The following is a 6,009-nucleotide window of genomic DNA, read 5'->3' on the forward strand; positions in this document are numbered from 1 at the left end:
TAAAAATTATTCAAAATACCCCGTCTGATTTTTTGAATAAACTGTACGTTTGTGCAAAATTTGTTTTCGATACTCACTTGGTGAATATCCTGACCACTTTTTAAATTGTTTACTAAAAATTGAAATATTTGCGGCTCCGGTCATATATGCGATTTCCTCAATTGAATTTCCTGAATATTCGAGAAGTCTCTGTGCTTTTCGATATTTTTCTTTATCAATAAATCTTAATGGCGTTATTCCATAAACTTTCTTAAAAACTCGGTGCCCATATCCACTACTTATATGCAAATTTGAACAAATATCACTAAAAGTAAAAGAAGAATTCATATCATCATTATTAACCCAGTCTTCAATCATGACCGAGATATCTCGACCTACTTTGGCTTCCTTATCAGTAAATGGTAGATTATGTCCTTTTATCTTCTGTACTAGAATACTTAACTGCTTCAAATATTGTAAAAGTATAATTTCAATATCAACCTGAACTTCAAAATCATTGCGATGGACTTTATCCTTACATATATCAACAATATCATTCAACATTTTTTCAGATAAATGTGCCAATTTCGACTGTGCTGGTATTAATTTATTAGCCAAAAGTCCTATAATTTTTGAACGCAATTCAACATCTTCAAAATCAAAGTGTAGACACATATATGTCATTTTCTTATGATTGTCTGCATTCCTATTTGTATGTAAAGTTCCAGGTGCAATTAAAATTGCATCTCCCGGTCCAAGGTCAACTACACGCGAATCCTTTATTTCCGTTAGTTGATGCCCTTTTGTAACAATCATCAATTCAATCACTTGATGACTTTGCTCAAAAAAAGACCAGCCACCGTTTACAGTATGCCTATGACCGCCAAACATATATAATCCAGATTCAATTGTCGGAATTGATATAAAGTTTTGCACCCTTATGACTCCTTCCCGTTATTTTTACTTCATCACTAATATTATCTGTCAAAAAGTGCCACATGTTTAGTTTTATTTATAATCTAAATTTGTTTATTTATAACTTAGCTTTTATCTAAGTTTTTGTTATATTCTGACTATAATTTATTATATCCGTTACAAGAAAGCACTTTCAAAAAAGTGGCAAAAATGCTATACTCATAATTGAAGTTAGTCGTAAATACATACTAACTAATATAAATAACTGACTTACACCTTTTACTGCTGTTTGGATATATTAGTTAGGAGCTTAATTATGAAACATAAATTATCATCAGGGTGGATATACTTCTTTGCTGCCTTAGGTGGATTACTCTTCGGGTATGATACTGGTTCTATTTCTGGGGCAATCCTTTTTATTGAAAAGCAATTATCATTAAATTCATGGCAACAAGGAGCTGTCGTATCCGCCGTATTACTCGGGGCAATCATTGGGGCAATTACAATCGGTCCTTTCTCTGATCGTTTTGGCCGCCGGAAATTATTGATGTTTACGTCAATTCTATTCTTTATTGGCGCTCTCGGCTCAGGCCTTGCACCGGAGTTTTGGACATTGATTATTACACGAATAGTCTTAGGTTTAGCTGTCGGTTCAGCTTCTGCCTTAATTCCTACTTATCTTGCCGAATTAGCACCTGTAGCTAAGCGTGGAATGATGTCGGGGCTATTTCAATTAATGGTAATGTCGGGGTTGCTTTTAGCTTACCTACTCAACTACTGGCTCCAGGGGCTATATACTGGTTGGCGGTGGATGCTCGGATTTGCGGCTATTCCTGCTGCTATCTTATTCTTCGGTGCGATTATCCTGCCAGAATCGCCACGGTACCTTGTTCGAAATAATAAGGAAAAGGTCGCCCATGCTGTATTAATGGCAATGAATAATAATGACGAAAACATTGTTAACGCAGACATTGCGAAAATACAACAACAGGCAGCGATCAAATCTGGTGGCTGGAATGAGCTATTTGGTTTAATGGTCCGTCCTGCCCTCGTTGCTGCCATAGGATTAGCTATCTTCCAACAAGTTATGGGATGCAACACTGTTCTTTACTATGCACCAACAATTTTTACTGATGCTGGATTTGGCGTCCACTTTGCCCTCCTTTCACATATCTGGATCGGTATCTTTAACGTTATCGTCACTGTTATCGGTATATGGTTAATGAACCGTGTTAGTCGACGAAAGATGCTCGTCGTCGGCGGTTGGCTAATGGCAGTTACCCTTTTCATTATGTGCTGGGGATTAATGCATTCTAGCGAGTCAAAGTTTGCTGCTGATGTTGCCGTCCTTTCAATGGTTGTTTACATTGCTTCCTTCTCTGGAACATGGGGACCAATTATGTGGACAATGATCGGTGAAATGTTCCCTCTCAACATTCGTGGACTAGGAAATTCATTTGCTGCTGGAGTTAACTGGACTGCCAACATGATTGTTTCTTTAACATTCCCGCCACTCCTTAGTTTCTTCGGCAAGGGAACCCTCTTTATTGGTTATGGAATCTTCTGCTTACTTGCAATCTGGTTTGTCCATGCCAAGGTCTTCGAAACCCAAGGAAAATCTCTTGAAGCAATTGAACAATGGTTACGGAATCAAGCAGCGCAAAAGAAAGAAAATACTTTAACTACTAAACAATCATTAACGCAAAAATAAAATTAATGCCGGACTTGCAGAATAATGTAAGCCCGGTCTTTTTCATAAATTATGTTATAATAAAGATGTTGTAAACGTTTGAAAGGAGAATAAATATGGTTACATACAAAGATTGTACTCCTAATGAACTTGACTACCAACTCGGTAAGGGTGGTAAGACCACAATTACAATCGGTGATCAGAAATATAAATTAACCTTTAAGGACGTCCCGGCAGAAAAAGCAGGTTGTACCAATGTTCAGATTAACTCTGATCCCAAGCAAGTGATGGAATCTATTATCATTGATGCTTATCACAATGACAAAATCAATGACTCCCAAACTCAAGAAAGCGTAAAAGAAAAGCTGGCAGAATGCATTAATACTGCTGCTAAAAACCGCTTTGGACTAATCTAAGTTTTCCGATAAATTGAAAAAGAGACTGAAAAAACTCAGTCTCTTTACTATTTTTAAAGATAGTAATATAACAACACAGCTAACTTTGTAGAAGTGAGACAAGCAAGTTCTGTTCTCACTCTCTTTTTTAGTCTACATTATTTACTTCTTTTGGCCATTTAAAATGCAACAAATAATTATCCAGTCCTAATGCCCGATGAATTGCTAATGAACTAGCCCCCAGCAGCGATGTCATCCGTGAGCCCTCGATCATTTGAATTGGTGAAACAATACCAAACTCAGATAATTTATCCCGAATCATCTTATAAAGCTCAGGAATATCTTCAAAAAGAGTCGAATTAAAGTAAATCTTTTCTGGACCATAAGAAACAATCGCATTGTATGAAGCCTCTGCTATTAACTCTGCTGCATGGTTCAAAATTTGCTTTACCTGATCATCTTCATGATATAGCTTAATTAACTCAGCACTCGATAGTTCTGACAGATCTTTTGCATTCATCACTTGGCGAATAATCGCATCTTCTGAACATAATGACTCAACCTTTACTAGCTGCCGTGAACCATTATCAAGGTCATTAGTCATCAGGCTCCGGCCAATTTCACCAGCCATTCCGCGATAGCCACGATATAGCTTATGATCGGCAATGATACCAACTCCAATCCCACGATGAATACTAATTGTAATCAAATTGCGGGTATCTTGATTAACACCAAAGTCTTGTTCAAAAACCGCTGATAGATTTGCTTCGTTTTCAAGTACTACTGGAACACCAAATTCATTACTAAAGTATTCTGCAAGGTCAATCCCCTGTAATTCTAAAAATGGTGAATCAATTACTTTATCATTAAAGACAATTCCATGAATCGAAAAGGCAATTGCTAGTAGCCCGTGCTGGGTGGTATCAACGCTTTGTAATTTGCTAATTTCTTCTTTAATCATTTGCATGATGTTCAGAATATCAAATTTTTCGATTGGTGCTCGATTATACTGAATTATCTCCCCGTTAAGATAGTTAAACATTGCTGCCATATAAGACGTCCCAATATTAAAGCTAGCAACAAATCCATAATTATAGTTAAGCCGCACTAAATGAGGCTTCCGACCACCATTACTTGTTGAGTCTCCCTGCCGCACACCTTCAATAAAGCCTTCTGAATTTAATTCATCATAAATTGATGAAACAGTCGATTTATTTAAGTTAAGCTGCCGCGCAATTTCAGCGCGCGAAGTCTCTTTATTATTAAATAGTTGCTGGAGTACTTGTTTTTTATTTTGTATTCGTGAAAGGTTTCGGTGATCATTTATCATTTATAAGTTCCTCTATCATTCAAATATTAATAAAATTATATCTATTCATGTTTTACTAAGTATATTATATCACTAGGCACTTTCACCAATATTTATTACTTTATCTTTAAAAGCTTGATTTCAAGGTAACACCATAAAATAATTAGTAAGACACTGTATGCCGCTGATAACCAAACAATGTATTTCAAAAATGCTAATAACCGAAAGATAGTTAAAATCTGCAAACATATCGTCAAAACAATCCAAACAACTAAATGATCTTTTACCCGGTCGCGGTGTTCAATTAGTTCATCTTTTTTCATTATCATTCTCCATATATAAAAAGGGGCTGAAACGGGATTGTCTCCCATCCATCCTCTTAATGAGCTAATTAATCATTTTTATCCATCTTTGCCCGTAATTCCTTGCCGACTTCTTCATAGCCCGGCTTACCGAGTAAACCAAACATGTTAGTCTTATAGGCTTCGACTCCTGGTTGATTGAATGGGTTAATGCCGTTTAAGTAGCCAGAAATTCCCATTGCTACCTCAAAGAAGTAAATCAAGTAGCCTAATGTGTACTCGTCTTCTTCAGGAATGTGAACCGTCATTACGGGTACCCCACCATCAGTATGAGCCGCAACAACTGCTTCATAGGCCTTGGTATTAACGTAATCCATTGTCTTGCCTTCAAGGTAGCCTAAACCATCCAAGTTATCAGGTTCGGTTGGGATTTCCATATCATGGTTTGGCTTATCAAGCTTAACAACGGTCTCCATTAAGAACCGGCGCCCTTCCTGGATGTATTGACCAAGGGAGTGCAGGTCGGTGGTAAAGTTAGCTGAGGATGGGTAGATCCCCTTTTGGTCCTTCCCTTCTGATTCACCGGCTAACTGCTTCCACCATTCGGCAAACATCCGCATGTTCGGCTCGTAGTTTTCCAATAATTCGGTTTCATAGCCCTTACGGTAAAGAATGTTCCGGTAAGCAGCGTATTGGTAGGCTTCATTCTTACTTAAGTCCGGATCAACATAATCCTTTTCTGCTTGGGCAGCCCCGGCCATTAGCTTATCAATATCTGCACCAGAAGCAGCGATTGGCAATAACCCTACTGCGGAAAGAACCGAGTAACGACCACCAACACCATCCGGAATTACAAAGGTTTCGTAACCATGAGCATCAGCCTCAGTCTTCAAAGCGCCCTTCGCTTTATCGGTGGTAGCATAGATCCGCTTATTAGCTTCGGTTTCTCCGTACTTCTTAATTAAGAGGTCCTTAAAAATCCGAAAGGCGATTGACGGTTCAGTTGTGGTTCCAGACTTAGAAACAATATTAATTGAGAAGTCCTTATCACCAATCAATTGAATCAAGTCATGCACATACGTCGAACTCAAGGAATTACCGGCAAAGACAACCAATGGTGCTTGCCGATCCTTCGCCTTTTGGGCTTGGTAGAAGGTATTGTGCAAGAAGTCAATTGCCATTTGGGCCCCAAGGTATGAACCACCAATCCCAATTACCACCAGGACATCCGAATCGCGTTGAATCTTAGCGGCCGCCTTTTTAATTCGGGCAAATTCTTCTTTATCATATTCTGTTGGTAAGTGGAGCCAGTCGCGAAAGTCCGCTCCAGCACCTGTTCCGTTGCGTAATTCATCATTAGCAGCGTTAACCATTGCTTGCATTTCACCAAGTTCATTATCATGTACGAATTGCTTTAAT

6 protein-coding genes are annotated in these 6,009 nt (G+C 38.2%); 2 read left to right on the forward strand and 4 right to left on the reverse strand.

Features of this window, described 5'->3' with window-relative positions:
* Nucleotides 1–6: 6 nt before the first annotated feature.
* Complete coding sequence (locus tag H5S39_RS08945) at nt 7–915, reverse strand: AraC family transcriptional regulator (RefSeq protein ID WP_182596758.1); 909 nt, start codon at nt 913–915, stop codon at nt 7–9.
* 295 nt (nt 916–1,210) lie between these two features.
* On the opposite strand from H5S39_RS08945, the gene H5S39_RS08950 reads away from it, so the two are divergent.
* Complete coding sequence (locus H5S39_RS08950; RefSeq protein WP_182596759.1) at nt 1,211–2,605, forward strand: sugar porter family MFS transporter; 1,395 nt, start codon at nt 1,211–1,213, stop codon at nt 2,603–2,605.
* 95 nt (nt 2,606–2,700) lie between these two features.
* Entirely contained in the window at nt 2,701–3,000 is a 300-nt protein-coding gene (locus tag H5S39_RS08955) for a hypothetical protein (RefSeq protein WP_182596760.1), read from the forward strand.
* A 127-nt stretch (nt 3,001–3,127) separates the two neighbouring features.
* Here H5S39_RS08955 and H5S39_RS08960 read toward each other — a convergent pair whose 3' ends face one another.
* The 3 genes from H5S39_RS08960 to H5S39_RS08970 form a co-directional block, all read right to left on the reverse strand.
* Nucleotides 3,128–4,309, reverse strand: coding sequence for an ROK family transcriptional regulator (locus H5S39_RS08960; protein WP_182596761.1), 1,182 nt, complete (start codon nt 4,307–4,309; stop codon nt 3,128–3,130).
* Between the two features lie 95 nt (nt 4,310–4,404).
* Complete coding sequence (locus tag H5S39_RS08965) at nt 4,405–4,611, reverse strand: hypothetical protein (RefSeq protein ID WP_182596762.1); 207 nt, start codon at nt 4,609–4,611, stop codon at nt 4,405–4,407.
* Nucleotides 4,612–4,679: 68 nt separating this feature from the next.
* A partial coding sequence (locus H5S39_RS08970) for a glucose-6-phosphate isomerase (RefSeq protein ID WP_231832879.1) occupies nt 4,680–6,009 on the reverse strand: 1,330 nt, incomplete at its 5' end.

It is taken from the genome of Limosilactobacillus rudii, assembly GCF_014145455.1.
Taxonomy (GTDB): domain Bacteria; phylum Bacillota; class Bacilli; order Lactobacillales; family Lactobacillaceae; genus Limosilactobacillus; species Limosilactobacillus rudii.